The organism is Nitrosospira multiformis, assembly GCF_003050865.1.
Taxonomy (GTDB): Bacteria; Pseudomonadota; Gammaproteobacteria; order Burkholderiales; family Nitrosomonadaceae; genus Nitrosospira; species Nitrosospira multiformis_E.
In genome coordinates this window covers 34,418-59,045 of sequence record NZ_QAOK01000006.1, presented here as the reverse complement: position 1 = coordinate 59,045, position 24,628 = coordinate 34,418, and the positions used below count along the sequence as shown (strand labels likewise).

At 53.5% G+C, this 24,628-nt stretch carries 25 protein-coding genes and 1 tRNA gene; 20 read left to right on the top strand and 6 right to left on the bottom strand.

Annotation, left to right across the window (positions count from 1 at the left end; genetic code table 11):
• Window positions 1-22 precede the first annotated feature (22 nt).
• The 7 genes from dusB (at window position 23) to C8R21_RS04810 (ending at window position 7,004) form a co-directional block, all read left to right on the top strand.
• Window positions 23-1,036, top strand: a complete 1,014-nt coding sequence (gene dusB / locus C8R21_RS04840; protein WP_074975287.1) for a tRNA dihydrouridine synthase DusB — start codon at window positions 23-25, stop codon at window positions 1,034-1,036.
• On the top strand, window positions 1,033-1,275 hold the full coding sequence (locus C8R21_RS04835) for a helix-turn-helix domain-containing protein (protein WP_074975286.1): 243 nt from the start codon (window positions 1,033-1,035) through the stop codon (window positions 1,273-1,275). The genes dusB and C8R21_RS04835 overlap by 4 nt, the downstream gene beginning before the upstream one ends.
• A gap of 111 nt (window positions 1,276-1,386) precedes the next feature.
• Window positions 1,387-2,961: a bifunctional phosphoribosylaminoimidazolecarboxamide formyltransferase/IMP cyclohydrolase gene (gene purH / locus C8R21_RS04830; protein ID WP_107761693.1), complete on the top strand. Its 1,575-nt coding sequence runs from the start codon at window positions 1,387-1,389 to the stop codon at window positions 2,959-2,961.
• A 205-nt stretch (window positions 2,962-3,166) separates the two neighbouring features.
• Window positions 3,167-4,477 carry a phosphoribosylamine--glycine ligase gene (purD, locus tag C8R21_RS04825; protein ID WP_107761692.1) on the top strand — a complete coding sequence of 437 codons (1,311 nt, stop codon included), beginning with the start codon at window positions 3,167-3,169 and terminating at the stop codon, window positions 4,475-4,477.
• A gap of 57 nt (window positions 4,478-4,534) precedes the next feature.
• Window positions 4,535-5,434 (top strand): oxygen-dependent coproporphyrinogen oxidase, encoded by a 900-nt coding sequence (hemF, locus tag C8R21_RS04820; RefSeq protein ID WP_107761691.1) that lies wholly within the window; start codon window positions 4,535-4,537, stop codon window positions 5,432-5,434.
• Between the two features lie 95 nt (window positions 5,435-5,529).
• Window positions 5,530-5,605: transfer RNA gene (locus C8R21_RS04815), tRNA-Ala, on the top strand.
• 187 nt (window positions 5,606-5,792) lie between these two features.
• Window positions 5,793-7,004, top strand: coding sequence for a tyrosine-type recombinase/integrase (locus tag C8R21_RS04810; RefSeq protein WP_107761690.1), 1,212 nt, complete (start codon window positions 5,793-5,795; stop codon window positions 7,002-7,004).
• Window positions 7,005-7,019: 15 nt separating this feature from the next.
• Here C8R21_RS04810 and C8R21_RS04805 read toward each other — a convergent pair whose 3' ends face one another.
• Together C8R21_RS04805 and C8R21_RS04800 are read right to left on the bottom strand one after the other, a co-directional pair.
• Window positions 7,020-8,462: a restriction endonuclease subunit S gene (locus tag C8R21_RS04805; RefSeq protein ID WP_107761689.1), complete on the bottom strand. Its 1,443-nt coding sequence runs from the start codon at window positions 8,460-8,462 to the stop codon at window positions 7,020-7,022.
• Between the two features lie 23 nt (window positions 8,463-8,485).
• A complete protein-coding gene (locus C8R21_RS04800) occupies window positions 8,486-10,615 on the bottom strand; it encodes an N-6 DNA methylase (RefSeq protein ID WP_219906608.1) in 2,130 nt (709 codons plus the stop codon).
• Between the two features lie 221 nt (window positions 10,616-10,836).
• Between C8R21_RS04800 and C8R21_RS04795 the strand changes: the two genes are divergently transcribed.
• From C8R21_RS04795 to C8R21_RS04745, 11 genes are all read left to right on the top strand, one after another.
• Entirely contained in the window at window positions 10,837-11,466 is a 630-nt protein-coding gene (locus C8R21_RS04795; RefSeq protein ID WP_146162441.1) for a hypothetical protein, read from the top strand.
• 261 nt (window positions 11,467-11,727) lie between these two features.
• Window positions 11,728-11,961 carry a helix-turn-helix transcriptional regulator gene (locus tag C8R21_RS04790; protein WP_107761687.1) on the top strand — a complete coding sequence of 78 codons (234 nt, stop codon included), beginning with the start codon at window positions 11,728-11,730 and terminating at the stop codon, window positions 11,959-11,961.
• 306 nt (window positions 11,962-12,267) lie between these two features.
• Window positions 12,268-12,411, top strand: a complete 144-nt coding sequence (locus tag C8R21_RS15835) for a hypothetical protein (protein WP_181258852.1) — start codon at window positions 12,268-12,270, stop codon at window positions 12,409-12,411.
• 3 nt (window positions 12,412-12,414) lie between these two features.
• Window positions 12,415-12,933 (top strand): hypothetical protein, encoded by a 519-nt coding sequence (locus C8R21_RS04780; protein ID WP_181258851.1) that lies wholly within the window; start codon window positions 12,415-12,417, stop codon window positions 12,931-12,933.
• A gap of 220 nt (window positions 12,934-13,153) precedes the next feature.
• A complete protein-coding gene (locus tag C8R21_RS04775; RefSeq protein ID WP_107761685.1) occupies window positions 13,154-13,408 on the top strand; it encodes a hypothetical protein in 255 nt (84 codons plus the stop codon).
• Complete coding sequence (locus C8R21_RS04770; protein ID WP_107761684.1) at window positions 13,405-13,590, top strand: hypothetical protein; 186 nt, start codon at window positions 13,405-13,407, stop codon at window positions 13,588-13,590. The genes C8R21_RS04775 and C8R21_RS04770 overlap by 4 nt, the downstream gene beginning before the upstream one ends.
• A 460-nt stretch (window positions 13,591-14,050) precedes the next feature.
• A complete protein-coding gene (locus C8R21_RS04765) occupies window positions 14,051-14,326 on the top strand; it encodes a type II toxin-antitoxin system Phd/YefM family antitoxin (RefSeq protein WP_107761683.1) in 276 nt (91 codons plus the stop codon).
• Window positions 14,326-14,667 carry a type II toxin-antitoxin system RelE/ParE family toxin gene (locus C8R21_RS04760; protein WP_107761682.1) on the top strand — a complete coding sequence of 114 codons (342 nt, stop codon included), beginning with the start codon at window positions 14,326-14,328 and terminating at the stop codon, window positions 14,665-14,667. Before C8R21_RS04765 ends, C8R21_RS04760 begins: the two co-directional genes overlap by 1 nt.
• 187 nt (window positions 14,668-14,854) lie before the next feature.
• Window positions 14,855-16,054, top strand: coding sequence for a cupin-like domain-containing protein (locus tag C8R21_RS04755; RefSeq protein WP_107761681.1), 1,200 nt, complete (start codon window positions 14,855-14,857; stop codon window positions 16,052-16,054).
• A gap of 484 nt (window positions 16,055-16,538) precedes the next feature.
• Window positions 16,539-18,230 (top strand): carbamoyltransferase family protein, encoded by a 1,692-nt coding sequence (locus C8R21_RS04750; protein ID WP_107761680.1) that lies wholly within the window; start codon window positions 16,539-16,541, stop codon window positions 18,228-18,230.
• A 26-nt stretch (window positions 18,231-18,256) separates the two neighbouring features.
• Window positions 18,257-19,603 carry a N,N-dimethylformamidase beta subunit family domain-containing protein gene (locus C8R21_RS04745; protein WP_107761679.1) on the top strand — a complete coding sequence of 449 codons (1,347 nt, stop codon included), beginning with the start codon at window positions 18,257-18,259 and terminating at the stop codon, window positions 19,601-19,603.
• A gap of 77 nt (window positions 19,604-19,680) precedes the next feature.
• Here C8R21_RS04745 and C8R21_RS04740 read toward each other — a convergent pair whose 3' ends face one another.
• The 3 genes from C8R21_RS04740 to C8R21_RS04730 form a co-directional block, all read right to left on the bottom strand.
• Entirely contained in the window at window positions 19,681-21,696 is a 2,016-nt protein-coding gene (locus tag C8R21_RS04740; protein WP_219906607.1) for an AAA family ATPase, read from the bottom strand.
• Window positions 21,697-22,072: 376 nt separating this feature from the next.
• On the bottom strand, window positions 22,073-22,516 hold the full coding sequence (locus tag C8R21_RS04735) for a nucleoside deaminase (RefSeq protein WP_107761677.1): 444 nt from the start codon (window positions 22,514-22,516) through the stop codon (window positions 22,073-22,075).
• Between the two features lie 95 nt (window positions 22,517-22,611).
• The gene (locus tag C8R21_RS04730) at window positions 22,612-23,469 is read right to left on the bottom strand and encodes a GNAT family N-acetyltransferase (RefSeq protein ID WP_107761676.1); all 858 of its coding nucleotides are present in this window, start codon (window positions 23,467-23,469) and stop codon (window positions 22,612-22,614) included.
• A gap of 26 nt (window positions 23,470-23,495) precedes the next feature.
• On the opposite strand from C8R21_RS04730, the gene C8R21_RS15830 reads away from it, so the two are divergent.
• Together C8R21_RS15830 and C8R21_RS04725 are read left to right on the top strand one after the other, a co-directional pair.
• Window positions 23,496-23,663, top strand: coding sequence for a hypothetical protein (locus tag C8R21_RS15830; RefSeq protein WP_181258850.1), 168 nt, complete (start codon window positions 23,496-23,498; stop codon window positions 23,661-23,663).
• On the top strand, window positions 23,635-24,390 hold the full coding sequence (locus tag C8R21_RS04725) for a Mut7-C RNAse domain-containing protein (RefSeq protein WP_074975276.1): 756 nt from the start codon (window positions 23,635-23,637) through the stop codon (window positions 24,388-24,390). Before C8R21_RS15830 ends, C8R21_RS04725 begins: the two co-directional genes overlap by 29 nt.
• On the opposite strand, the gene C8R21_RS04720 is transcribed toward C8R21_RS04725, so the two are convergent.
• A complete protein-coding gene (locus C8R21_RS04720) occupies window positions 24,375-24,623 on the bottom strand; it encodes a hypothetical protein (RefSeq protein ID WP_107761675.1) in 249 nt (82 codons plus the stop codon). The genes C8R21_RS04725 and C8R21_RS04720 overlap by 16 nt on opposite strands.
• Window positions 24,624-24,628 lie beyond the last annotated feature (5 nt).

The following is a 24,628-nucleotide window of genomic DNA, read 5'->3' as shown; positions in this document are numbered from 1 at the left end:
CTTGGCGGGCCAGTTCAGAATCATGAAAATCGGTTCTCATATTCTCAAAAATAACCTTATCGTGGCCCCTATGGCGGGGGTGACTGATCGCCCCTTCAGGCAATTGTGCAAAAGCATGGGCGCCGGAATGGCTGTGTCCGAAATGGTGTCGAGCAATTCGCTCCTCTGGGGCTCGGAGAAGACGCGGCGCCGCGCCAATCATGAAGGCGAGGTGGATCCGATCTCGGTGCAGATTGCCGGCGCCGATCCGGCGATGATGGCAGAAGCTGCGCGCTACAATGTCACACAAGGAGCCCAGATCATCGACATCAACATGGGGTGTCCCGCCAAGAAGATTTGTAATGTCATGGCAGGCTCTGCATTGCTGCAGGACCCGCCGCTGGTGGGACGTATCCTGGATGCCGTCGTAGGTGCGGTGAGTGTGCCTGTCACCCTCAAGATTCGCACCGGGTGGGATACCCAGCACAAGAATGCGCTCTCCATTGCCCGCATTGCCGAGAATGCCGGCATCCAGGCGCTTGCCATCCATGGACGGACTCGCGCCTGTGCTTATACCGGCCATGCCGAATACGATACCATTGCGGCAGTAAAGGCTGAGGTGGGGATTCCCGTTGTCGCCAATGGGGACATTACGACACCGGAAAAAGCAAAACATGTTCTTGACTATACGGGAGCGGATGCCGTCATGATCGGCCGCGCAGCACAAGGCCGCCCCTGGATCTTTCGCGAGATTAGTCACTATCTCGCTACCGGCTCACACCTTCCGCTGCCCGAAGTGGCTGAGATTCACCGTGTACTCGTCGCACATTTGCACGATCTGTATAGCTTCTATGGCGAGTATTCGGGGGTGCGCATCGCCCGCAAGCATATTTCCTGGTACACCAAGGGACTGGTCGGGTCTGCGGGTTTCCGTCATGCCATGAACCAGCTGCAGTCTACTGATCAGCAGTTGTCTGCAGTTAACGACTTTTTCAGTGAGCTTGCCGGCTACGGGCGGCGGCTGACCTACGTCGAGGCTGAGGAGTTGGTGGCATGAGCATAATCAACGAAAACGATATCGCGCGGTGCGTACGCAAAACAGTCGAAGATTACTTTAACGATCTCGACGGCGAAAAGCCGCATGCCATCCACGAAATGGTGATACGCAGCGTGGAAAAGCCTTTGATCGAACTGGTCATGGAACGAGCCGAGGGTAATCAAACCCGTGCGGCCGAATTGCTCGGCATCAACCGCAATACGCTGCGCAATAAAATGAAGCAGTATCAGATCAAATAGACGATCAGGCAAAGCTGCCGTTACACGCCTGAATGGTCAGTCCCAAGCGGGCCAGTTAATGATTGTAATGCATCACGCCACAGACCCGATCCTGATTCAGTAAAAATACGAATGTCGATTAAACAAGCCCTGATTAGTGTTTCAGATAAAAGCGGTATTGTCGGACTCGCACAAGAACTGCGCGAACTCGGAATAGCCATCCTGTCTACCGGCGGCACTGCCAAGCTGCTGAGGGATGCCGGCATTGAGGTGACTGAGGTCGGGGATTACACCGGATTTCCGGAGATGCTGGATGGGCGGGTCAAAACCCTGCATCCCAAAATACATGGGGGAATTCTGGCAAGACGGGATTTGCCCGAGCATGTGTCTGCACTGGAAAAGGCGGAAATTCCCGCCATCGATCTGGTAGTGGTGAATCTATATCCTTTCAGCCAGACAGTGGCGCGGCCGGATTGCAGCCTGGAAGAGGCCATTGAAAATATCGATATCGGCGGCCCGACCATGGTGCGCGCTGCTGCCAAGAACTACCAGAGCGTGGCCGTAGTCACCGACCCGGCGGATTATCCCGCGTTACTTGACGAGATGAAGGCCGCCGGAGGCGCCGTCACGCCTGAGTTCCGGTTCCGGCTGGCGTGCAAGGCGTTTTCGCATACCGCCGCCTATGATGGGGCGATCAGCAATTATCTCACCTCCATCGAAGGGGAAAATGCACGGTGCCGTACCTTTCCGGAACGTCTGAATCTCAATTTCAGCCTGGCGCAGCCTCTGCGCTACGGGGAAAACCCACATCAGGAGGCCGCCTTTTACCGCGACCCGCAACTCGTTCCCGGCAGTCTTGCAAGCTACAGGCAGTTGCAGGGCAAGGAGCTCTCTTACAACAACATCGCAGATGCGGATGCCGCCTGGGAATGCGTAAAGACGTTTGATTCTCCAGCCTGTGTCATCATCAAGCATGCCAATCCTTGCGGGGTGGCAGTCGCCGATTCGCCGCTCGCGGCTTACAAGCTTGCATTTTCAACCGATCCCACTTCCGCATTCGGCGGCATTATCGCTTTCAATCGCATCTTGGACGTCTCCGTTGCCGAAGCGGTGATGAGCCAGTTTGTCGAAGTGATCATCGCGCCGCAAGTGACCGACGAGGCAAGACAGATGCTCGCGCTTAAAACCAATGTGCGCGTGCTGACCGTGTCGCTTGACGTACCCTCTGAAACGGGGAGCAACGCCTGCGACTTCAAGCGAGTGGGGGGAGGATTGCTAGTGCAGACTCCGGACAGCCTCAACGTTACCGTGGACCAATTGAAGGTGGTGACCAAAGTCCAGCCAACGGCACAGCAATTGCAGGACTTGCTGTTTGCCTGGCGGGTGGCGAAATTCGTCAAATCGAATGCAATCGTCTTTTGTGCCAATGGACAGACGCTCGGCGTGGGCGCCGGGCAGATGAGCCGGGTGGACAGTGCCCGCATTGCTTCGATCAAGGCCGGGAATGCTGGGCTCACCCTGGCAGGCTCAGTGGTGGCTTCCGATGCCTTCTTCCCTTTCCGCGACGGGCTGGATGTCGTCGTCCAGGCAGGCGCAGTGGCGGTCATCCAGCCGGGTGGCAGCGTACGCGACGAAGAAGTGATCGCTGCGGCAGATGAACAAGGGGTGGCGATGGTATTTACCGGCGTGCGTCATTTCAGGCATTGAAGCACGGAAAAGGGGTTGCCCGATGCAAGCGCCGCTAAGTGCGTCTATAGCGCGTTGAATGCTTGGTGATATGAATTTCTTTGTTTCCTCCAGGTTATCGATTTTTGCTTTTCTCATGAATACCTCGATCAACGCAACCAATACCGATAGGCGCGGTTAGCACAGGTCAACTTGCAAGGCTACCTTCAGTTCTGAATTAAGGGATATGAAACTACTTGTAATCGGCAGTGGAGCCCGAGAACACGCCTTGGCGTGGAAGCTGCTCGAGTCCTCGCACAAAAGGTTTCCTGCGACAGTATTTGTCGCTCCGGGCAATGCGGGCACCGAGCTCGAAAAAGACCTGAAGAACCTGCCCATCACCGCGATTCCGGACTTGATCGAATTCGCCAGAAAGGAATCGGTCGCGTTTACCGTCGTCGGGCCGGAAGCGCCCCTGGCGGAAGGTATCGTCGATGCCTTCCGTTCCGCTGGCCTGAAAATCTTCGGTCCTACCCAAAAGGCGGCGCAACTGGAAACTTCCAAGGATTTCGCCAAGGCTTTCATGGGGCGCCATGGTATTCCTACCGCAGACTACGCCACCTTCAGTTCTGCTGCCAGGGCGCACCGGTATGTCGACAAGAAGGGCGTTCCCATCGTGATAAAAGCGGACGGGTTGGCCGCAGGTAAAGGCGTGGTCGTGGCGATGACGCTGGAAGAAGCGCATGCCGCCGTGGACAGGATGCTGGGCGAAAAGCAGCCACGCAAGGCAGGACCGAAGATTGTGATCGAAGAATTTGTGGAAGGTGAGGAAATCAGTTTCATCGTCATGAGCGATGGCCGCCATACCTTGCCACTGGCCACGAGCCAGGATCACAAGCGCCTGGAGGAAGGCGACCAGGGCCCCAATACCGGGGGCATGGGCGCCTATTCGCCAGCAACGTCGATTACGCCGACGCTCCACGGGAAAATAATGCGGGAAGTCATCCAGCCCGCGATAAACGGAATGGAAAAGGAAGGTGAGCGCTACACCGGTTTTCTTTATGCCGGGCTCATGATTACGCCTGGCGGCGGCATCAAGGTGCTGGAGTTCAACTGCCGCATGGGCGATCCGGAAGCCGAGGTCATCCTGCTGCGCCTCAAGAGCAATTTTATCACCCTCATCGAGCATGCCCTGGCGGGGAACCTGGACAAGATAGAGGCCGAGTGGGACCGGCGCACCGCGCTGGGGGTGGTCATGGCGGCGAGCGGATATCCCGATTCTCCCCGCAAGGGCGATGCCATCCAGGGGCTGACCGCCTTGCCTGCAATGTTGCCAGCGGAAAAGGACTATCATGTTTTCCATGCGGGTACCACCGGGGGCGGCGAAAACGGGGAAGAGATCGTGACGGCCGGTGGACGCGTTCTCTGTGTAGCTGCCTTGGGCGACAGCGTCAGGATGGCACAGCGCCGCGCTTACCAGATTGCCGGGCAGATCCATTTCGAGGGTTGCCAGATGCGCCCTGATATCGGGTATCGGGCCATTAACCACCGAAAATAGCAGTGGACAGGTGAAAGAAAAAAAGAATCAGCAGCAGACAAGTCTATGGGAGATCGCATGAGCACCGCGCAACAAGCCCGGGAGTTCTTCACGGGACTTCAGCAACGCATCGTGGAGGGAATGGAAAAAGTCGATGGCAAGCACTTCCGTCGTGATGAATGGGAGCGGCCGGAAGGGGGCGGGGGTCTGAGTTGCGTGCTGGAAGAGGGTAATGTCCTGGAGCGCGGCGGAGTGAACTACTCGCACGTGTTCGGGGGAGGGCTGCCTGCCTCCGCTACCGCTGCCAGACCGGAACTGGCGGGAAGGAGTTTCGAGGCAATGGGAGTGTCGCTCGTGCTGCACCCTCGCAACCCCTATGCCCCTACCGTGCATCTCAATGTGCGCTATCTGGAAGCGCGCAAGGAAGGGGCCGAGCCGGTATGGTGGTTCGGCGGGGGCATGGACCTGACCCCCTATTACGGCTTTGAAGAAGACGCAGTGCATTTTCACCAGACCTGCAAGAACGCGCTGCAACCATTCGGCGACGATTTCCATCCGCGCTTCAAGAAATGGTGCGACGAATATTTCTACCTCAAGCATCGCAGGGAGCCGCGCGGTATTGGCGGCATATTCTATGATGACCTGAGTAAACCCGACTTTGATAGCTGCTTCAATCTGGCGAAGAGTGTGGGCAATCACTTCCTGGATGCGTACGTCCCGATCCTGGAGCGGCGGAAGAGCACGCCCTACGGCGAGCGCGAACGCGACTTTCAGGCTTACCGCCGTGGCCGCTACGTCGAATTCAATCTCGTGTGGGATCGGGGAACCCTCTTTGGCCTGCAATCGGGCGGTCGTACTGAATCCATCCTCATGTCCCTGCCCCCGATCGTGAAATGGCGTTACGACTGGAAGCCGGAGCCGGACAGCGTGGAAGATAAGCTCTATACGGATTTTCTGATTGGGAAGGATTGGGTGTAAGCGGTTATAGATATAGATAGTTTAGGGCTGAAGCTCCTGTTGCTCTGTGACGTCATACTACGGCGCAACGGTTTGTTATAAAATATGCAATTAATGGGGACGTAGCTCAGCTGGGAGAGCGTCGCGTTCGCAATGCGAAGGTCGGGAGTTCGATCCTCCTCGTCTCCACCACTAACCAGTCCAAAGTAGTCCAGTAGAGTCCATGAAACCCACATGAATAAACGCTTGTGGGTTTTTTCTTGTCCAATACAGTCCTAAGAAATCTATTGAAATCTACCCTCAAAAGGGGGTATCTTTGGGGGTATGCAGCAAAGAATGCGGAAGCGATACCCCCAAACGACTAGAAAGGGTTGTAAAAATGGCACTGACTGACCTGCAAGTAAAAAAGGCGAAAGCGAGCGATAAACCGCAGAAGCTATCGGACGGTGGCGGTTTGTATCTACTGGTGCAACCGAACGGCGCGAAGTATTGGCGGCTCAAATATCGCTTTGCGGGGGTAGAAAAGCTACTGGCTTTGGGGGTATATCCAGACGTAAGTCTCTTAGACGCACGGGAGCGACGCGAAAAGGCGCGCAAACTGTTGGCGAATGAGGCAGACCCTGGCGCGGTAAAGAAGGCACAAAAGGAGGCGAGTGTGGCAGTGATTGAAAACAGTTTTGAGATTGTCGCCCGTGAATGGTTTATGAAACATGCTCCCAATTGGGCTGACACACACTCATGCAAGGTGATTCGAAGGCTGGAGGTTGACGCATTCCCGTGGATCGGTGCGCGTCCTATTGGGGAGATAACCGCACCAGAGTTGCTTGCTATGCTACGTCGTGTTGAAAGCCGAGGTGCCCTGGATACCGCGCACCGTGTTCACCAGAATTGTGGGCAAGTTTTCCGCTATGCCATAGCCACCGGACGGGCACAGCGTGATCCGTCTACTGATCTGCGCGGTGCTCTTCCACCGCCGAACAGGCAACACTACCCCACTATTACCGATCCGAAGGCCATAGGCGAATTGCTACGCGCTATTGATGGGTACAGCGGGACATATTCCACCCGTTATGCCCTACGCTTAGCTCCCATGTTGTTTGTGAGACCCAGCGAGCTACGCAAAGCGGAATGGTGCGAGTTCAACTTGGATAAAGCAGAATGGCGCATACCTGCTAAGCGCATGAAAATGAATGCATTGCATATAGTCCCACTCTCCACTCAAGCCGTAGCAATACTGCGTGAGTTGTACTGTATTTCCGGTGCTGGAAAATATGTTTTCCCGAGTGCGCGCACCACAACGAAACCAATGAGCGACAACACGATAAATGCTGCGTTACATCGGCTAGGTTATAAAGGTGAGTTTGTAGGGCATGGTTTCCGACACATGGCATCTACCCTCTTAAACGAGCAAGGCTGGAACCGGGACGCTATTGAGCGGCAACTGGCGCATGCTGAGCGGGATGGCGTGCGGGCGGCATACAACTACGCGGAATACCTACCTGAGCGCAAGCGCATGATGCAGCACTGGGCGGACTATCTGGACAAGCTGGAGGCTGGGGCTGACGTGATACCTTTGCATAAGACGGCATGACATCAAAACCTTCGCTCATGAATTTGCCTCTATGTAAGCTATACCCTCGTTTTCATTGAGCTCAATGGCGATCTCCACGGCTCGTTTAGCAATATCTAATAGGCGTTCGCTTTTGGTCTTAAGGAGGGCGCTCTCTTCAACAAACGCGGCGATTTTTGCTTGAGTTTGCTCATCAATGATTGGAATTGGCAGGTTTAAAATATCTTCATCTCGAATAACTGGGTACTGTGTACCAATGTTGAATTTCAACATCCATTCGCGGTACACCTTGGTACGCAATAAAACTTTCAGTGTCTTGTTCGAGAATACTGAATTGCTTTTCTCTCGCAACACCGTAAATGCGCCACTCACGATTAAATCAGGGTCGTCAAAATCGATAATGGCAACTGCGCCTCGATTGGGCCGTACTTTGGAAATTAATAAGTCCCCCCGCCGCACTTCCTGCTTAGCATTAGCAGGCAATTCCTCAACATCTAGGCGATTAAAGTTTGCCGTTCCGTCGCTAACGTTCACGTCACCGATTTCAATATAATTGTATGCAGATTTTCCGCGCTGCGAAGTTTTCTTGATCAAATCAAACTCAGCATTAATTGTTGTGAAGCCGGCAGGATAACGACGGGTTACTGCTTTCTCGAAATCTTCATACTTTGGCTGGTAATACTCCGCATCCAGTCGTCCCGTGGCGGTAAAGGAATCCTTGAATGATTTGACGTTGATGCTTTCTGTAGTCGGCGAAAAACTCGTCATGCCTAGCGTGTCGAGTAGCAGGATCTCAGCTTGCTTGTACGCGGCCACTGCGTCGTTTTTCAATCGAACTGACTGCTCGTAAAGCGTTTCGGCAGATGCTTCGAATTGTTCCGAATACTGGGGAATAGCCAATTGCTCAATTGACGGTAACGTCAAATGCGGCTGTCCAGTTTGGCTGGCAGTTCTCCAGAGTAAATCCTGCCCAAAATCGGAGTGCAGAAATAGCCAAATAAAATACTTGTTTCCTTTCAGGGCTGAGGTACGCATCACTATCAAGTCGCGGCTGAGAGCGTACTTCGGAAATTCGGTAGATAACAGTCCAAGCTTCGCTAAAGAGTTACCGCCTTTGGCGATTATGATGTCGAATGGAGACGCTGTACAAATTGTCGATGGATTGCTTTCTAGTACAGATGAGGGCAGAAATGCAGTACTGCCAGTTATCTTTACCAGACCATTTTGAATCTCGTTGACCCGCAAAAATGGTATTCCCTCACCCTCAAAGTTGTATTGGTCAACGATTGAAGGATAGAACGCGCTACAGTCGAGTTTTCCGCCGATTTCTTTCAGGGAAATGCTATCAATTTTGGCGAGTCGCGCATGAAGTCGCAGATGTCGTCGCTGGTAAAATTCAGCGTCAATTCGTCGCTTGATATGATCAAGTTGCGAAAACTTAATTATCGAAAATTCAGTTTGCCCTTCCAACAACGCCATGTGTTTGGCTTCATTGAAAGGGCTTAGCGAAAAAAACTGAGCTGTTCCTTTTTGGCAAACTCGATAAATGCTTCGGCAATGCCGTCTTGTGTTTTACTGTCGTGGTTAAATAGGTCGTGCTTCACGATCAAGTGCCCATGAGTATCCAGCAGTGCTGTGCTGTCCGCATTCTTCACATAGATTTTGTCGCCTGAACTATCTTTGCTCGGCTCGCGCATGGTGGCAAAAAAGACTGGATAGTCATCCACTTGAGGGCACAGTTCATCGTGCCACTTTTGCACAAATAGTACGCTGGTCTTGGTGCCTGTGTGCGGCTTGAAGACGTTGCCATGCAAGCCCACTACGGCCAAAATCCGGCAATGATCTGCCAGATATTCACGAATATTTTTATCGCTGGAATTGTTGAAACGGCCTTGCGGCAACACAATGGCCATACGCCCGCCGGGCTTAATGAGGTTCAGGTTGCGCTCGATAAAAAGAATGTCGCGCCCGACGGTGTTTTGGTGCTTCACTTTTACCTTGCGGTATGTACCATCAGCCATTTTGTAGATGGTCTCGTGGCTGACGCGCAGAAACTCGGGGAAAGTGGGGTTACGCTCAGTTGCGTCCTCGACGTTTGCGGCGTTTTCGTCCACATTATTAATTTTGTCGAGACTAACTGTTCGCGCGAGTTCGTACTTTGCCAGAATGCGCGCTTCCTTTATATCCCCTGCGAAGGGGGGATTCGCCATGAGCACATCAAAATTAAAGTCTCTGTTTTCGCCCTTGGTGCGGCGAAGCTTGCGCAACTTCTTCCAGCCTTCCCCGTAGATGTCCGTCCATCCCTCATCTTTGGTCTTCTCATCCCAGCGCTCATAGTCGAGCGCGTTGAGATGCAGGACGTTCGTTTGACCATCGCCAGCGATGAGGTTGAGGGTGCGCCCTACGCGTACCGCCTTCTCGTCAAAATCCATGGCAAAAACCTTGTCTTGCACATAGTCAATACAGCGCGGCAGTTTGACTTCAGTGGTAAACAGGTGGCTTTTGTCGAGCCCTTCATCTTGCATGATCTTTTCCCAGACATGAAATATGCTGTGAACGGGAAAGCCACAACTGCCTGCGGCCGAATCGAGGAAGGTTTCATGCTCCTGCGGATTGAGCATTTTGACGCACATATCAATTACATAGCGCGGGGTAAAGTATTGTCCCTTTTCACCCTTGCTGCTCTTGTTAATCAGATATTCGAACGCTTCGTCCACTACGTCCAGATTGGAGTTGAACAGTTTCACTCCTTCCAGTGACGATATGCACACCGCAAGGTGACTTGGTGTCAGATCAATTTTTGCACCATCTGGAAATACACCTTCCCATCTGTTACGAGCTTTATCGAATAGTTGCTGGATTTTGGTCTTTAGCTCGGTATCTGTTTCACCATAATTTCTAAAAACGAGGTGGCGTTTTCTATCCCGCCCGCTTTCCATCTCATCGTATAGCTTTGTGAATATGAGCTTGAAGAGTTCCTCGAAAACGTCCACGCCTGCATTGGCTAAAACCTCGTCTTCCATTTCCAAGATCAGGTCTTTGAGGGACTTTCTCTCATTAACTAGCTTGTCGAATTTAATAAGGTCATCAATCGTCCATCGCGCGGTCAAAATATCCGTGAGTTTTTCATGCACGGAGGGAATGGCCGGAATATCTTCGAAATAATTCGGGTCTTTTCGATGGTAATACGAGATGCTGTCGCCATTGCTCCATACGCCCATGGGCGCGCCTGTGGCATTACAGTAGCTTTTAAGCTGCTCCTTTCCATCTTTCAGTTTCGGTTTTTTAAACTCCGCCAAAATGTAGGGGGTGGTTTTGGAGGCGTCAAAAATGCAAATATCTGCCCTCTTTTTCTCTCTACCAAAGACAACGCCGTATTCAAGCTCCATGCGCTCCACGGGGTAGCCTAAGTCATTTTTGAACACCATCACAAATAATTGGCGGATGGCCTCTTCAGGCGTGAGTTTTATTGGCTTGCCCCGAACTAGGCAAGTGATAAAAGGCGTGGGCTTTTTGCCTTTATCCTTGACAGTGATACTCGTCTCTAGGGCTTTAATTTGTGTCGGCGTGAATTGTGTAAGCTTGTATTCAGTGTCGCGCAGAAGATCAGACAGCTTAATTTCCGTTGGCATGCTTTTCTCTTGGTACATTCAAAAATGGGCGTAAGTGTATAGCATGCCGCACCTACGGTAAAATCAGCACATGGTTCGGCTATTGTCGGATTAGTCGCTTCCCAATAACCAAATGCATTATGAATGTCATCCTATTTACCGAGGGTCGAGAAGCAATTCCAGTTCGCGCAATACCTTTCATTACGGGCTGGCTAATGTCCCCAATTAATGTGGCTGCATCCTTGGCGAATATCGATTTACCGAAAAAATTCAAAGGTCTTAACGCTTATCATCTGCTTCCCAATGGCAAGGCGGCGAAGATGCTGCCAAAAGAATGGGATGGTATTGCGTGGGGTTTGCAAGCCTTGTCCGACAAGCTCCAATCGGATGAAAAGATTAAAGATGAGAATAACCTTGTTTGGCGGCGCGATTCCATACCGCTTCTCCCGGCTGGTGTATTCGTCTGGAAAGATGAATTCGAGCAAGTTTTCACCCGCTTCTACGGTTCAGAGAGTCACATTCGACTAGAAGAACGCGAGGGTGACCGGGAGCTGAGTTATTCGCCTATGATCCCGTCGGAGTTGCGCGTGACCATCATCGAGGGATTCGCGATGCCGGGGGAAACCGGCGCGTGGAAAAATAGAAGATCAACTGACCGGGACTATGTTTCTGACAAACTGATAAGAATGAATCAGGGTGCGGAGAAATTCTGGGCAAACGCCGACCGAAACGACCGGGACACACATCCCGACAATGCGAAAGTCGCGGTATGGTTTGAGCAACACGGATTTTCACCAACTCTTGCCAAAAAAGCCGCAACCCTCATTCGTCCTGAGTGGGCGCCAACCGGGCGCAAGCCGGAAGAACAATGATCCCCTAAACACCAGTGTTGATGCTGGTTTCCGAAGTGTGACACCGTTAAACGGAAACCCCTTTCCGTTTTGATTGCTTGCTGGATAAGCTATCTTTTTTCCCGTGGGCCGGCATTAACCTTCTTTAGACGGGAGTAATCCACAATGCATCAATTACCTGAAGCCGGTTCGCATTGATCGTTTGATTGATTGATTGCTGGATTAGCTATCTTTTTTCCCCGTCGGCCGGTACTGACCTTATTTAGACGGGAGTAATCCACAATGCATCAATTACCTGAAGCCGGTTATTTGCGCTTGCCGCAAATTATTGGCAATCCGAAAGCAAAACCTCCTATTCCCGCTGTAATCCCTGTAAGCAAATCTACCTGGTGGGCGGGGGTCAAATCTGGACGCTTTCCTCAACCCGTGAAACTCGGGCCTCGAGTGACCGCTTGGCATGTAGACGGCATTCGAGCATTAATTGAAAGGCTGGCTTCCGGCCAGGAGGCTGCCTGATGATCTCCTTGTCAGATTGCCCCAAGTTCCAATCTTGCAATGCGCCGGTATGTCCCCTCGACCCTGTTTGGGCTCGACGTTTCAACCATAAAGAAGATTCCACCTGCTTTTACCTCTCTGAAAGCGTGAAGCGTGGGTCTCAGGCATTATTTGAGGGGGCGGGGCTGGAGGAACTCGGTGAGGTTATACATCGAATAAGCCCTGCCATTGCAACGCGGCACTCGCGTATCCAAAGAGCCTTGGAAAGAGCAAAGCAAACAGGCTCCCGAATGGCTCGACTGGTTAAAAGGTGCCAGGAGGCGGACCATGAGTGATGAAAACTGGCTGGAACGCTTGCAAGTCCTCCTGGTGCGATTCTCTGATCTAGGCATAAGTGACGATGTGGCCGGGCTGTCTTTAACGGAGCTATGGGGAGTGTACTGCTTCCTTTCGCGCTTGGCGGATGAGTAGGCGATGGGAAAAAACCGATTTAAAAGTTCCCAAATAAAACGAGAGGGTGGCGGCTTCGCGCCCCTGCCTTTTGCAGTCATAAGGAGCCGGGGATTTACCCACCTTTCAGCCCATGCGGTCAAATTGTTAATTGATCTGTTGGCCCAATACAAAGGGGATAACAACGGCGATTTGTGCGCTGCATGGACAATAATGCGAGGCAGAGGATGGAAGTCAAAGGAAACGCTCAACAAGGCCCTTAAAGAGCTGAAGGAAGGCGATTGGGTGGAAGTCACTCGACAGGGCGGCAGACACAAGGCAAGCCTCTACGGATTGACCTTTTATGCCATAGACGATTGCAAGGGAAAATTGGACGTACGGTCTACCAGTAGCCCAAGGGGCACTTGGAAGAAAAACGAGCCATTGCCCGCCATGCCAAAACTAAAAGTGGTGCCCCTTCTTTCAGGTACTGGGACGGCGTTGCAAGTTGCCGATGCAAACGCCATAAATGGTGGTACGCCGAGCGTATCAATTGCGCGATGATTGACCCGCTGGGCGTACCAATTATTTTTAGCATTCCCGGAATTGACCCGCCTGGCGTACCAATCAGGCCACTTATCGAAAACCAATTGACCCGCCGGGCGTACACCTTTCTAGAACTACCAATCTATCTATTGCCATCTCTTTCCGGTGGTAGCTTGGATAGGGACGTATCACCTTTCCTTCGTTCAACGATAATGGTGCTTCATTAGAAGGTTTCATAATGTCGAAAAGCAAAGAAAAAAGCGCGCTAGCCATCGAAAATTCTGCTGTCACAGTTCTACCCTCCCCCAAGCTCAATCTGCACGACCTGGAAGCCGTACGCCGAGAAATGGCGAGGGTATATCGGGACATGCGAGGAGGCGCAATAGATACCCAAGACGGAACGCGGCTTGTGTACGTGTTGGGCGAAATGCGCAAGCTGTTTGAGATAATTGAACTGGAACGGCGCATCCACGCACTGGAGGAAAAACGATGAGTCTGGAACAGAGAGTGGCGCGATTGGAGAAGGAACTGGAGAACAGGGCGCATTTGCCAGTCATGGTTTGGCATGAAGGAAGGCGGAATGAATCGTTATCGCGTTATCTTGCGGAACATGGTCGAGAGCCTGAAGCTGAAATAAAGATTTGCTTCGTTGCACCCAAGGCGGAAAATCATTAAGGCAATCCTATAGAATTTACGGATGAGCTAATCCGCTCCAATCCTCCAGCCGGAACTCCAATGGCAGCGCTCCGCAAATTCCCATCGACTGAACACGTGCTCAGCCAAATCCGACGGCATGTAAAGCTTCATGTTGAAACGTACATGTCTGATACTGTATACCTCGATTCTATAAACGCCACACCGGGCAGTTGGCCATTGCGCCGCACGAGATTCTTGAGTAGCCAGGCCCCTAGCGGCTAACAATTGGGGGTATTTTTGGGGGTATATGGAAAACATAAAAATCGTATAGTAAGGAAAGACGCTGCTTTGAGAGGATAATGTGATTGTCCTCGTCCCACTGATACCTCTAATATCATTGACATACCAATCCAGTTTGGAGCAGTGTCAAGAGAGTTCTCTTGTGACCGGTCCTTAAAAAGACTATATTAAGTTTTTCCAGGATATTACGAGAACATGAATGCGCTACTCATCTCAAGTCAAACCGATCAGTTACCTCAAAGCCAATGCGGCTGAGGTCTTGGCACAACTCGCGGAACAGCGGGAGCCTTTGGTCATCACTCAGAACGGGGAGGCGAAGGCGGTTCTACAGGACGTGACTTCATTCGAGGAAACCCAGGAAACACTGGCGTTATTAAAGATTCTTGCGCTGGGTAACCAGGAAGTGACGGGAGGAAAGATCAAGCCTGTGGCTGATGTCGCTGCCCGTCTAAGTCGCAAGCACTCAACCCCCTGATGCCAGGTTCCAACACGAAGTTCGAGGTGCTGCTTACCCAAGGTGCAGAGCAGGATTTGGAGTCGATTTACGACTATATCGCCGGGTCTGATAGCGTAGTCAGTGCAAACTATGTACTGGACCAGCTAATGGAGGTCGTGGAGAGCTTATCGCAGTTCCCTGAGCGAGGCAGCTACCCGAAAGAGTTGGCCGCTCTGGGTATCAAGGAGTATCGGCAGACGTTTTTCAAACCTTACCGTATGATCTATCGAGTCATCGGGAATCAGGTCATGATTTATCTGATTATCGATGGTCGACGGGACATGCAGTCGGTTCTGGAACGCCGACTGCTGAACGGGTAGTTTGCAGAAAGGTTTCTGATTTTAGAATCATCATAGGTAATCTGGGAAGCTGCACGTCAATTTGCGTTTGTCCATTATTTCCATTATGTCGTAATACGGGCTAGACTTAATCCATAAAATGAGCTCATAAGATGAGGAGTTAAATGAACTGATTCTCATGGTGAATCAACCTTAGAGGGAGGCTTCCATGGAGATTGCAGGCCAGCCAAAAAAAATCACTGCATTGACACGTGCGCGAGACACGTTAGCAATACCTCTCGCTGGAATTGCCACATTTTTTTATGTTCTATGGCAATTGGTGGTGGAGCAGCAGCTTTTTCTGCGCACCTTTCTTGTGGAGCGTATGGGCAAGCATGATGTGAAGAAACTGCCGCTGGGATATTGGAATGTGCTGGCGCTCAAGAGCATCATGTTGTGCCAGCATCTGTCCCACAATCCGAGCCTGTTCCGGGAGGCGCGCAAGCGTACCGAATCGCGTATCCTGCAACGCTTGCAGGACAGGGGGGTGGCGCGCAGGCAGGTTCTCCCCATCACGGAGTATCAACCCGGCCAGATAGAACCGAATTGGTTTTACCGGGAGCACGTGAAGCGCGGCGTTCCGTGCATTATGCGGGGGTTCGTGGGTAACGCGCCGATCGACTGGACGCTCGACAAACTTGCGGAACGTTTTCCGGATACCATCGTCCAGGCTCTGGACAAGCGGAGTAAGAAGATGGTGAATGTCTCTCTGCGCGAGATCGCGGAGGATCGCCGCTGCAATTACATTCCGCAGCAATTGTTGCTCGATCAAAATCCAGCTTTCTACGAATACTTCCGCATTCCGCGCTCGCATGCCTATTTTCCTGTCATGGGGCGGCCCTCGAAGCCGGTACTGAGCTTTCTGATCTTGGGTTTGGGAGCGGGATTGAACGCGAACTACCACTGTGAGGAAGGGCCTAACTGGTATCTTGCCGTTTCCGGCTCCAAGCGCTGGACCTTGATCGAATCCGAATATTCCTGGTTGCTATATCCGGCCGCTCTTGGCAATGGCATGCGCCGGTTTGCGGAGTTCAGCGCGAATGAGGAAGGAGAACCGGGCGATCCGGATGCGTACCCCCTGGTGGAATATGCGCCGCGTTATGAGTTCGATCTCAATCCCGGTGACGTTCTGTTTTTCCCCGCCTGGATGTGGCACAAGACAATCAATCTCGATGAAGAAGGCTTGGGGATCACCTGCCGCTACACCGCGCCCACCGAAATCTCCAACAGGTATTTCCGGGCCCTGCAACTGCTCTCCGGGGGTTTCTGGAAAAGCTGCGTGGAAGTCATCAGTTGCAGCATAAGAGGTAATATCGCCTCGCTCGCCAGTGATACTGACCATAACGAACAGGAAACAGTGTTGTATTGAACGAAACCCCATCCGTCAGCCACACAGGTATTGCCTTTCCGCGCAGGCGGCTTATGCTTGCGCTGCTGTGAAAATGCCTGCATCTGCCAAGAGACTGGCTCTACCTGCGTAGAACCGGAAAGAAATGCGCGCAGTTGCGAACAGGCAGCAGGCCAATTTTCTTCTCCTTTGGCTTCTCTTTTTGCGCTTCTCCTTCCTCTATGAAATGCCCTGCCAACTCTTTCCCCCTCTGCATCTAACCTTTACAAATACCCAGTCTCTACTATAGTCATAATAGACTGCCCAACGAAATTCCCTCAGTTCGCAGGAAAAGGTAACTATACGCCAGCAGCGATTCCTGGACAGACTTCACCAGTTGACCCGCTAGGTGATCCCCGGGTATCGCAAACATACTCGTTCCACGCACTGGAGCACCTGGAAAAAACCAGCCTGACGTATTCATTCCAAGGTTGAGCTGGCCCGCTAAACAACAAAGGAGAATTCGATGAGCGATGGACCGGTAGTGCTTGGGGTGAACCGCACGCAGGATGCAAGCATCTGCCTGATGCATGGATCACAGGTGGTATACGCAATACAAAAAGAACGGCTCACAAGGCGGAAGCACCACTGGGGAAGGCTCGACGATTTCCGCAACGCGTACGCACCGCATCTTCCCGAGCTTGGCAAGCCGATCGATGTTCTCGTCGAATGCTATTCATCCGACAGCGAGATAAAAAATCTTTCTGCGTATGAGCAGGAGATGGCCGAAATATTGAAATTCTCGCCCGCCTGCCGGCGCAAGCGCATCTCGCACCATCTCGCGCATGTCTACAGCGTGTTTCATCCATCCCCATTTGACAAGGCCGCAGTGATGATCATCGATGGTCAGGGCAGTCCGGTTTCCGAATTCACCGAGAAATGGAGCGGAGCGGACAGCGTGCCTCCGGATTGGCGTGAGGTCTCTTCGTTCTATCAGGCAGATAGAGAGCGGATCGAATGCATCGGCAAGCAATTGTGGGACCGTAACGAGCGGCGCCTGGTCGGGCTCGGAATGTTCTACTTCCTGCTGACACAAGCGGTTTTTTCAGGTGAGGGCAACGAAGGCAAGGTGATGGGACTCGCCCCGTATGGCAACCCGAACGCGCTTGGCCTGCCGCCCTTGGAGGTGGACGGTCCGCAGGTGACGATTCCCGACCGGTGGATGGAAATTCTGCGCGATCGCAATCGTTTTCGCTATGCTGCTGGCGATGCTTCCCGTTTTGCCGATAGCGCCGATTTGTCCGCTGCCGGGCAGCGTGCCTTTGAGGAGGCGGTGCTCGAAGTTGCACGCTGGCTGCACGCCCAAACCGGTGCGGAGAACCTGTGCTTTGCCGGAGGCACCGGTCTTAACTGTTCCACCAATGATCGCCTCCTGCGTGAAACTCCCTTCCAGCGCGTCTTTATTCCTCCGGCACCCAGCGATGCAGGCACTTCGCTTGGCTGCGCCGTGTACGGCCTTACCGAGTTGGGCGGCATGCGTTGCGACTATCGGTGGGAGAACGATTATCTCGGGCCCGAGCCGCGCCTGGCGGACATCGAGTCCGCGTTAAGCCGCGCGGATGACCTTGTCGTGGAGCATCTTGGACAACCCGCCGATCTGTACGGACGTATAGCCGACCTGCTGTCTGCCACCAAAGTGGTCGCTCTCTACCACGGGCGCAGCGAATTCGGTCCGCGCGCACTCGGTCATCGCAGTATTCTGGGGGATCCGCGCCATGGCTACGTGCGTGACTGGATCAACGCCAGAGTCAAGGAGCGGGAATGGTTTCGTCCGTTGGCGCCGGTAGTGCTGCTCGAGCGGGCGGAGGAATTCTTCGATATCCGCCGTCCATCCCCCTTCATGCAGTTCGCTGCTCCGGTCTGGCCCAAGGCCGCCGATATCATTCCCGCTGTCACGCATGTTGACTGTACGGCGCGGTTGCAAACCGTCGGTGAGCAGGATGATCCCTTCCTGCGCGCACTGCTGAAAGCATTCGAAGTCCGCACCGGTGTTCCCGTAGTGCTCAATACGTCCTTCAATCGAAAGGAAGAGCCGATCGTTGAAACGCCTGATCAGGCGCTTGAGTCGTTTCGCCGCACACCGATGCACGCGCTCGCCATGCCGCCCTATCTCGTGCGTAAGCGTATCGAACCCGAGCCGGTCGGTCCTGTCGGGTAGCAGAAGAAAACAGCAGGAGAAATAACGTGATTCGTGGTTATCCCGCTTCGGTGGGCGTCGAACCCGGAGATACGCTGGTGCTGCACATTGCCACCGATGCGCCGCGCTTTCGCGTGGTGTTCTATCGCTGGGGAGATGGCCTGCTGCGGCTATCCGAAACGGATTGGCTGCCGGGGAAATATGCGGCCCTACGAGGCGCAGCGGAAGACTGGAAATGGCCGTCATACGAATTTCCTGTCCCGCACGACTGGCTGTCCGCGGTCTATATTGCTCACCTGGAAGAACCAGATGGCAATCCGGTAGCGCTGGCAATGGAAAGTGCCGCTGTCCTGTTCGTCGTCCGCGGCAGTGGACACAGCAAGCTGCTCTACAAGATTCCGCTTGCCACTTACCATGCCTATAACTGTACCGGCGGTGGCTGCTTCTACGTCAATCCTCCACGTTCACAGGACCCGCCAGGGGCCAGGCTCTCGCTGCTTCGTCCGGGTGGCGGCATCGGCGGCGAGACCTGGGGCGCGCTCGACTACTACGATTTGAGTTCGCCGCGCCAGACTTTCGCCCACTGGGATGCGCGCTTCATTCGCTGGCTTCTGCGCAACGGCTATGAGCCGGAATTCTGCACCGATCTCGATATCCATGCCGATCCGGATGTGTGCAATCGCTACCGGCTTATGCTGAGCGTGGGACACGACGAATACTGGAGCGAGACGATACGCGACCGGACGGAAGATTTCGTGTCCAAGGGAGGCAACGTTGCCTTCTTCGGCGCCAACCTCTGCTGGTGGCGCATTCATATCATCGATGGCGGAGCGGCGATGCTATGCCATCAAGGGGGGCCTCACGGCGCCTTCGACCATTGGTGGCTGTCCACAGGCGTTGCTCGTCCCGAGGATTCCCTGACGGGCGTGAGTTACCGCAATGGAGGTGGCTGGTGGGATGGGCCGCGGAACACGAGAGGGTATATCGTGCAGGACCCGGAGCACTGGGTATTCGCGGGAACAGGATTGCGCCGCGGCGAGGTATTCGGCGATAAAACCTCGCCACCGCTGGTCGGGTACGAGTGCGACGGCGCGCCGCTGGATGAATTCGACAAAGCTACCGGCCTTGCAGTGCTTTCCTCAAATGCCGGAAGTACCGGTACCCCGAGCGGGTTCCGTGTTCTGGCAGCAAGCGTGCTGGATGGCAATTGGCAGGAACTTCCTCCTCGGGAAGCGTATCCCGCCCACGAAGGCATTCACGCAGCAACAATGGGAATCTTTTCGCGCAACGGCACAGTGTTTACCGCGGGAACCACCGACTGGGCCCAGGTGCTCGAAAATGAACACGTCCATATCATCACACGCAATGTCATCGACCGCTTGCTTCGCGAGTAATCAGGGGACTTCTGCCGGGTGCTGCAGATCGTCTTGCGGTGGGATCAATAGCGATGATGGCAATTCGCTTGAGGCGATCAGTTCCGGATCAACTCCTGGAAGAGCTTTGCCCAGCGGGCAATGGTGCCAGCATCAAACGCGCTGATGCCCTTTTTCAATGCCTGTTCCTTGACGCGCTTTGCAACTTCAACTCTCCACTCGTCGCGTAGTACGACGCCCTGTGCGTCGGCCCAGGCCTCCACCTGCTCCACCACCGGCCTGCCGTTGACCAGGACGTCCGCAAAGGCGATGTCCGTATTCCTCTCCCAGCGGTCTATCACTTGTGCAAAAAATGGCGCAGGTATCATATCTTCTGTCGTGGAATTGCTGAAGAGAACGTAATTATCCGTCGAAAAGATGCGCTCTTGCGCGCCGCTGTACAAATCCGACTTCAACTCCGCGTTGACCTGTTTTCCTGCTTCATCATCCCGCAGGACTACCTTGGGCAGCGGCTCGTCGCGTCCACTGATAATGCTTGCGATCACGCCTACCGTTTTGCTGCCGCCGGCCGGAGGAAAGAGCAGTTCGCGCTTGGGGGCTATTTTGTTTGCCCCGATGAGCAGTGTCTTGATGGCTGAGAGATAGTATTGATCCGAGACGCGCTGCACGACGACCGGCTGACAGCCCGTTACCATGCTCTCGGCAATATTTAGGTTCAACGCCGAGTGAACCACATAGGCGGCTCCTGCCTGCCGGATATCCTTTTCCACGCTACGAAGGTCAGACGTCACTTGCGTCGTTCCGTTAGGGGAAACGTACACCTTGCGCGCGCGTCCCAGGTGCTCTGCATCCAGCAGGAATGGTGAATGGGTCGTGTAGAGGATTTTGTTGACTTTTGCAAGACTGTCAAAGAAGGCAAAAAGGTTGCGCTGCGCCAGGGGGTGCAGCGACAATCCGGGCTCGTCCAGCAACAAGACAGCGTTCTGGTGCTCACCCCCACTTTCCACGAGGAAGACCAGATAAAAACTCAGAAACCACTGAAGCCCCGTGCTTCTGCTTTCGAGCTCAACTTCCTCCGGGCGGCGGTCATCGGAAACCCATATACGGAAATGACTTCCATCCGCTTCGAAGCGGAATTTGTAATCTCCCTGCTTCCACCAGTTTCTGAACTTATCCGTCAGAAGCCCACCTGCCGATTGCAGCAAGATGGAACGCTCCCTTTTCTTCATCGCGATTTCCCGGATTTCTTCCGTTGTGGGTTCACGACGACGACCCTTGCGCCTTGGGAAGTCCCGCCCGAGTTCAAGAATTTCTCCCGGCTCGAGGCCTACGAATTTAAAAAGAACTCGCAATGTACGCGACTTGGCTGCTTCTCTGGGCCCAAGGTCAGTGCGTTGAAGATTCTGTACTACGTGGGGAAGATAGATTTCAGAATCCAGATTTCCGAATTCAGAGTAATAGACAAATTTCGGAAGGGAGTGGATTACCGTATTCACAACATCCTCTGCACCTTCCCCTGAGGATCTCCTAATCTCGCCAAGCTCTTCCCGCCGGGGGAAGGAGATCGAATAATCCCCATTGAAGTACCGTTTTACAGCGATGAGGGAGGCCTCTTCGCTGGAGATCTCCAGCTTGCCGCAAAGCTCTTCTCCAAGCTCTCCTGCCTCAAATTCCGCCGTTATGAAGCAGAAGTTTTCCGGCGCCTGCCGCAGGGTACCGAATTGCTTTTTCGGGTAGTCGGAAGCCGGCACGATCTCTCCTCCGACTGCCGGGTTCAGCTTCCAGAGCGGAATCAGCAGGTTTGTCTTGCCGGATTCGTTCACGCCCACGAGCGCAGTAACGCTATCAACCTCAACCCAGCCACTGTTCTCTACCGAGCGAAAATTGGTGACCAGAAATCGAGTAAGGTGCATAGGGTGTATTATTCTGTCGTCTATTGCTTCGCTCACGACCGCTTCACTCACGACCGCTTCACTCACGACCGGCGCGTCGATGGGGCTTTCGCTATTGCTTGTGGCTTCCGCATGATCCCAGTGGTCTGTTATGTCTGGTGCGTCTGGTACGTCCGGTATGCGGGGAAGGAGCAGCATGTCTTGCAATGATTGCTTATTCATAGAGTTTGTGTCTTCTTCTGTGGCAGGCAATATATGTGCTGTCATTATAATCCTCTGAGTGCGCGGGACGGGTACTTAAAGAGCGTTTGTTGAGCTGGAATCTTTAATACTTTTAGACAACGTTGTCAATCCGCCAAAAAAGCTGCGGGATGCACGGCCGCGTCTTGCCTCCTTACTTCTTATTGAACCGGCCAGAAAATATTATGAATCCCGTCATTCCGGGCCTGACCCGGAATCCAGCAAACCGGAATTCAGCCCACGCCCAACAATGGCGCGCCTTGAACGTCACTTGATACCGGCTTCAGCCGATATGACGACATGCTATTTGCTCGCTGACTCAATATTCTCTTCCTGCCGTCCTTCTCAGGTTGCAAAGCTATGCACTATACAGTTCTGCAGGAGACAGGCCGAGATCGAGTCGAGTGAGCGGCAGGGGTGGAGGCTCCAGTGACAGGCGCAGCTTCTGATAGGTCGCCTTGCTCGAAAAACCATAGGGTTCCGCATCATCGTTGTCGAAAGCGTAATATACGGCGTCCACTCCTGCAATCACCATGGCCGCCAGGCACATGGGGCAGGGGTGGCCGCTGGTATAAACGATGCTGCCTCTCAGGTCAGCACGACCGAGGTTCCGGCTGGCAGCGCGCACTGCCTCCATTTCTGCATGCATGGTGGGATCATTGCTCTGCACGACATCGTTGACGGCGGTGGAGACGACCTGCCCATCAATAGCGAGGACTGCGGCAAAGGGTCGGCCACCGCGTTCACGGTTGTTCTTGGCGAGACGCACCGCTTCCCACAGGAATGTTTCATGTTGAGACATCTGGTCTCCTGTCTGACTTATCCGTCCTTATCGCCTATCGACTATCGCCAAGCTGTACAGGCATGATTTCGGCAAGCTTCTGGAATCCCTTCCCCTTAAAAAAGAATGGAGGGCAGAAAGACCCCCGAGGGCTGGTTGTAGAGGCCAAGGCTCATCAGATTCATCGGTTGAACTACCCGAAGTCCCTGCTTCAGGCACCAGCGGAACAACTCGCTATTACGCGCAGGTAGAAGAAAACCCGGACCTGCAAACGAGTCTGCGGCACCGATCAGGGCTTTGAGGTCTTCATTGCTTTCTCCCACTGCATGCCCCATAAAGCCAATTAAAGTTGCGTAACCGGTGATGCGGCCTTCGTGTTCCACCACCATTGCGGTCTGCTGAGCAATCGCATGGCGCAATTCCTGCCCTCTATCGTGGCCGTGTATCTTCCGGCACAAGGAGTCGCATGCGTTTGCATCCTCCACCACTGCCACACGGACATTGTAGCCGGGGATATCAATTCGCAGGGGTGCTCCCTGCAGAGTTGCCAATAATTCCCGTACCTCAAAACCAAGCTTGGTATAGAGGGAGAGGGAGCGGTTATTGTATGCAGCTTGCACCAGCCGCACTCCCGCGAAATGTTTATTCCGGGCATGCTCCAGCACATCCTCCATCAGGCCTCGGCCCACCCTGCCGCTCTGGGCTTCCGGCGTTATCGTAAGTGGCCCAATGCCGGCAATGGTGGAATCCTGCCACAGGAAATTGCTGCCCACGACTCTTCCTTCGCTCTCAGCCACGGCTGAATATACATCGGGTCTCGAAAGCAAAGTCAGCAGGAGATCACGCGCCACTTCGAACGAGGGAAAATCGGGTTCAAAACCGTGTTGCTGAGAAATCATCTTGAATGCTTCGTAGCAGATCATCCCGACTGCCTCAGCATCCGCCAGGCGACCTTCCCGTATTTTGAATTGCATGTTTTCCCCGCTAATGGAATCGCCTGATGGGCGATGAACAGCAGACGTGCGCGCAGTATTATGATGTTACTCCAGAAAAAGAGAACACTTTTGCGCAACTGCCGTTGATACTCCCGGAAAATCGGGTAATCATGCGCCTAAGCCTGAAAAGTGCAATACTGATTCATGGTTACCGCTACATTCCGTTTTTATGAGGAACTGAATGACTTTCTCGCTCGCGAGCGGCGAAAGCGGGAATTCTCCTGTTCCTGCGCCCGTGCAGCGACCACCAAGCATATGATCGAAGCACTGGGTGTGCCGCACACCGAAGTGGAACTGGTGCTGGTAAACGGAGAATCGGTGGGGTTCGACCGGATACTGGAGCATGGCGATCGGGTCGCAGTCTTTCCCAAATTCGAGATGGTCGATGTTACACCCCTGCTGCGTGTGCGTGAGCATCCCCTGCGAGTAACGCGCTTCATTGCGGACGCCCATCTGGGGGGTTTGGCGCACCTGTTGCGCATGACGGGTTTCGACACGCTGTACGACAATAATTATCACGACCGGCAGATCGAATTGCTCGCTGCCCAGGAAAAGCGCATCGTCCTCACCCGCGACCGAGAATTGCTCAAGCGACGTTCGATTACACATGGATGTTATGTGCGAACCTTGAAGCCGCCTGACCAGCTCTGCGAGATTTTCGATCGGCTGGACCTCGCACACAGCATCAAGCCTTTTACCTTATGCCTGAACTGCAACGCACCTCTACGGCCTATCGAGAAGGCCGCAGTGCTTGAGCGCCTGCCACCGTCCGTACGCGAACGCTTCGACCATTTCAGCACGTGCGATATCTGTCAACGCGTTTTCTGGGAGGGTTCGCACTGGGAGCGCATGCGGGCGATGCTGAAGGAGTGCATTCAGCTAAATCAATTTGCCGAATAGCTGTTCACGTGGGTGCAGTTGGATGATTCGCAGTCGGGGAACCGGTTCTCCTGTATGTGCAGATCAAGCTTCTGCATCAGGAATGATCCGATCAGGTAATTGTCCCATTCGAATTTCTTTCCGGATGTGGTAGGATTAGCACCCTCAGATTCAAGCGGCAAAGAAGCAATAAAGGCATGACAGGTTTTGCCTCTGTCATGCGTCGAACCTGCAACTGAATAAATCCGGTTCATTCAAT

Bases quoted from the DNA above. Each gene is read 5' to 3' on its own strand.
- dusB (WP_074975287.1), top strand. From the start codon at position 23: ATGAAAATCGGTTCTCATATTCTCAAAAATAACCTTATCGTGGCCCCT.
- C8R21_RS04835 (WP_074975286.1), top strand. From the start codon at position 1,033: ATGAGCATAATCAACGAAAACGATATCGCGCGGTGCGTACGCAAAACA.
- purH (WP_107761693.1), top strand. From the start codon at position 1,387: ATGTCGATTAAACAAGCCCTGATTAGTGTTTCAGATAAAAGCGGTATT.
- purD (WP_107761692.1), top strand. From the start codon at position 3,167: ATGAAACTACTTGTAATCGGCAGTGGAGCCCGAGAACACGCCTTGGCG.
- hemF (WP_107761691.1), top strand. From the start codon at position 4,535: ATGAGCACCGCGCAACAAGCCCGGGAGTTCTTCACGGGACTTCAGCAA.
- C8R21_RS04810 (WP_107761690.1), top strand. From the start codon at position 5,793: ATGGCACTGACTGACCTGCAAGTAAAAAAGGCGAAAGCGAGCGATAAA.
- C8R21_RS04805 (WP_107761689.1), bottom strand. From the start codon at position 8,462: ATGGCGTTGTTGGAAGGGCAAACTGAATTTTCGATAATTAAGTTTTCG.
- C8R21_RS04800 (WP_219906608.1), bottom strand. From the start codon at position 10,615: ATGCCAACGGAAATTAAGCTGTCTGATCTTCTGCGCGACACTGAATAC.
- C8R21_RS04790 (WP_107761687.1), top strand. From the start codon at position 11,728: ATGCATCAATTACCTGAAGCCGGTTATTTGCGCTTGCCGCAAATTATT.
- C8R21_RS15835 (WP_181258852.1), top strand. From the start codon at position 12,268: ATGAGTGATGAAAACTGGCTGGAACGCTTGCAAGTCCTCCTGGTGCGA.
- C8R21_RS04780 (WP_181258851.1), top strand. From the start codon at position 12,415: ATGGGAAAAAACCGATTTAAAAGTTCCCAAATAAAACGAGAGGGTGGC.
- C8R21_RS04775 (WP_107761685.1), top strand. From the start codon at position 13,154: ATGTCGAAAAGCAAAGAAAAAAGCGCGCTAGCCATCGAAAATTCTGCT.
- C8R21_RS04770 (WP_107761684.1), top strand. From the start codon at position 13,405: ATGAGTCTGGAACAGAGAGTGGCGCGATTGGAGAAGGAACTGGAGAAC.
- C8R21_RS04765 (WP_107761683.1), top strand. From the start codon at position 14,051: ATGCGCTACTCATCTCAAGTCAAACCGATCAGTTACCTCAAAGCCAAT.
- C8R21_RS04760 (WP_107761682.1), top strand. From the start codon at position 14,326: ATGCCAGGTTCCAACACGAAGTTCGAGGTGCTGCTTACCCAAGGTGCA.
- C8R21_RS04755 (WP_107761681.1), top strand. From the start codon at position 14,855: ATGGAGATTGCAGGCCAGCCAAAAAAAATCACTGCATTGACACGTGCG.
- C8R21_RS04750 (WP_107761680.1), top strand. From the start codon at position 16,539: ATGAGCGATGGACCGGTAGTGCTTGGGGTGAACCGCACGCAGGATGCA.
- C8R21_RS04740 (WP_219906607.1), bottom strand. From the start codon at position 21,696: ATGAATAAGCAATCATTGCAAGACATGCTGCTCCTTCCCCGCATACCG.
- C8R21_RS04735 (WP_107761677.1), bottom strand. From the start codon at position 22,516: ATGTCTCAACATGAAACATTCCTGTGGGAAGCGGTGCGTCTCGCCAAG.
- C8R21_RS04730 (WP_107761676.1), bottom strand. From the start codon at position 23,469: ATGCAATTCAAAATACGGGAAGGTCGCCTGGCGGATGCTGAGGCAGTC.
- C8R21_RS15830 (WP_181258850.1), top strand. From the start codon at position 23,496: ATGGGCGATGAACAGCAGACGTGCGCGCAGTATTATGATGTTACTCCA.
- C8R21_RS04725 (WP_074975276.1), top strand. From the start codon at position 23,635: ATGGTTACCGCTACATTCCGTTTTTATGAGGAACTGAATGACTTTCTC.
- C8R21_RS04720 (WP_107761675.1), bottom strand. From the start codon at position 24,623: ATGAACCGGATTTATTCAGTTGCAGGTTCGACGCATGACAGAGGCAAA.